The organism is Kitasatospora sp. NPDC091257 (assembly GCF_044757675.1).
Lineage (GTDB): Bacteria > Actinomycetota > Actinomycetes > Streptomycetales > Streptomycetaceae > Kitasatospora > Kitasatospora lactacystinica.
In genome coordinates, this window is record NZ_JBIVVI010001473.1 from 1 (window position 1) to 1,939 (window position 1,939).

A 1,939-nucleotide genomic window follows, 5' to 3' on the forward strand; every position below is an offset into this window, starting at 1 on the left:
GCCAACTGGGGCCGGCTGCCCGCGCCGCTCACCTCACTGGTGCGCGAGTCGCTGGCCCAGGTCGCCGAGGCCACGGGGGTCGGGGCATGAGTGGAATCGCCGGGCTGGTGTCGCGCAGCGGGGATGTGCGCGAACAGGCCCAACTCGTCCAGGAGTTCACCGACACCCTGACCCACCGCGGCCCGCGCCGCGGCGGCACCTGGCTGGCCCGGCACGCCGGCCTCGGCCACCGCCAGTTCCACACCGGGCCCCGCAACGACGTGCCCCAGCCCTGGTTCCCGCCCGAGCTGGACCCGGCCCCGGCCGTCATCGCCTTCTCCGGCGAACTGCTCAACCCCGGCCCGCTGCACACCACGCTGACCGCCCGCGGCCACCGCATCCGCAACGGCTCGGACGCCGAACTCGTCCTGCGCGCCTACCTGGAGTGGGGCGCCGACGCCGCCGACCGACTGGTCGGCGGTTACGCGGCGGCGATCTGGGACGCCCGCACCGAGGAGCTGGTGCTGATCCGCGACCGGCTCGGCGTCGAGCCGCTCTACTGGGCCGAACTCCCGGACGGTTCCCTGGCGTTCGGCTCCGAACCGAAGGCCCTGCTGGCCGCCGGGCTGCCCGCCGAGGTGGACGCGAACGGCCTGGTGGACGTCCTCACCGTCGCGCTCAAGCGCCCCGGCGACGCCGTCTACCGCGGCCTGCACGAGGTCCGTCCCGGGTGGCTGCTGGTCGCCGGTCCGAACGGCGTGCGCCACCGGCGCTACTGGGCGCCGGAGGCCGCCGAGCACACCGACGACGAGCCGACCACCGTCCGGCGGGTGCGCGCCCTGCTCGCCGACACGGTGCGCCGGCAGTCCGCCGACACCGGGGTCAAACCCGGCGCCCTGCTCTCCGGCGGCCTGGACTCCAGCGCCATCGTCGGCCTGGCCGCGGCCGGCGGCGACAAGATCGCCACCTACTCGGTCGACTTCGCGGGCAGCGAGACCGACTTCAAGGCGGACGCCCTGCACGTCAGCCGGGACGCCCCGTACGTCCGGGCGGTGGTCGACCACGTGGGCACCAGGCACACCGAGATCCTGCTGGACGCCCCCTCGCTGCTCGACCACCTGGGCGCCACCCTGCGCGCCCGCGACCTGCCCGGCGTCGGCGACCTCGACGTCTCGCTGCACCTGCTCTTCCGCGAGGTGCGCGGCCACGCCGAGGTGGTGCTCTCGGGCGAGGGTGCGGACGACGTCTTCGGCGGCTTCCCCTGGTTCACCGCCGAGGCCGACCGCCCGACCGCCAACTTCCCGTGGTCGGCCGGGATCACCGACCGCAGCGGGATGCTCTCCGCCGAGCTGCGCCGGCACCTGGACGTGGACGCCGAGGTGGCCGCCCGCTACGGCGAGGCGCTCGCCGAGGTCCCGCGGCTGGCGGGCGAGTCGGGCGCGGACCGCCGGCTGCGCGAGGCCTTCCACCTCCAGCTCACCCGCTTCCTGCCCTTCCTGCTGGACCGCAAGGACCGGATGAGCTTCGCGGCGGGCCTGCTGGTCCGGCTGCCGTTCACCGACCACCGGCTGGTCGAGTACGTGTGGAACACCCCGTGGGCGCTCAAGCGGCTCGGCGGCCAGGAGAAGGGGCTGCTGCGCGAGGCGGTCGCCGATCTGCTGCCCGCCGAGGTGGTGCGGCGGCAGAAGAGCGGTTTCCCGTTCGGGCAGAGTCCGGAGTACCTGGAGGCGGTCCGCGAGGCCGTCCGCGCCCTGCTCGCCGACCGCGACTCGCCCGCCCTTCCGCTGCTGAACGCCGACGCGCTGCGCGCCCAGGTGGACGGCGGCGGCTGGCACACCGGCACCTTCACCCCGCCGCCCTGGCTGCCGCGCGCCCTGCTGCTGGACGCCTGGCTGCGGACGTACGGCGTCCGCGTGGTGCTCTGACCCTCCGACCGCACCGCACGCGCCGCCCGTACCCC

General features: G+C 75.4%; 1 protein-coding gene. It reads left to right on the plus strand.

Annotation, left to right across the window (positions count from 1 at the left end):
* The first annotated feature begins 86 nt into the window (after positions 1-86).
* Positions 87-1,904, plus strand: a complete 1,818-nt coding sequence (gene asnB, locus ACIQOV_RS39460; protein ID WP_401055719.1) for an asparagine synthase (glutamine-hydrolyzing) — start codon at positions 87-89, stop codon at positions 1,902-1,904.
* Positions 1,905-1,939: the final 35 nt, after the last annotated feature.

What these genes read in the sequence shown, in the direction of transcription:
- asnB (WP_401055719.1), top strand. Translation starts at nt 87, where the DNA reads ATGAGTGGAATCGCCGGGCTGGTGTCGCGCAGCGGGGATGTGCGCGAA.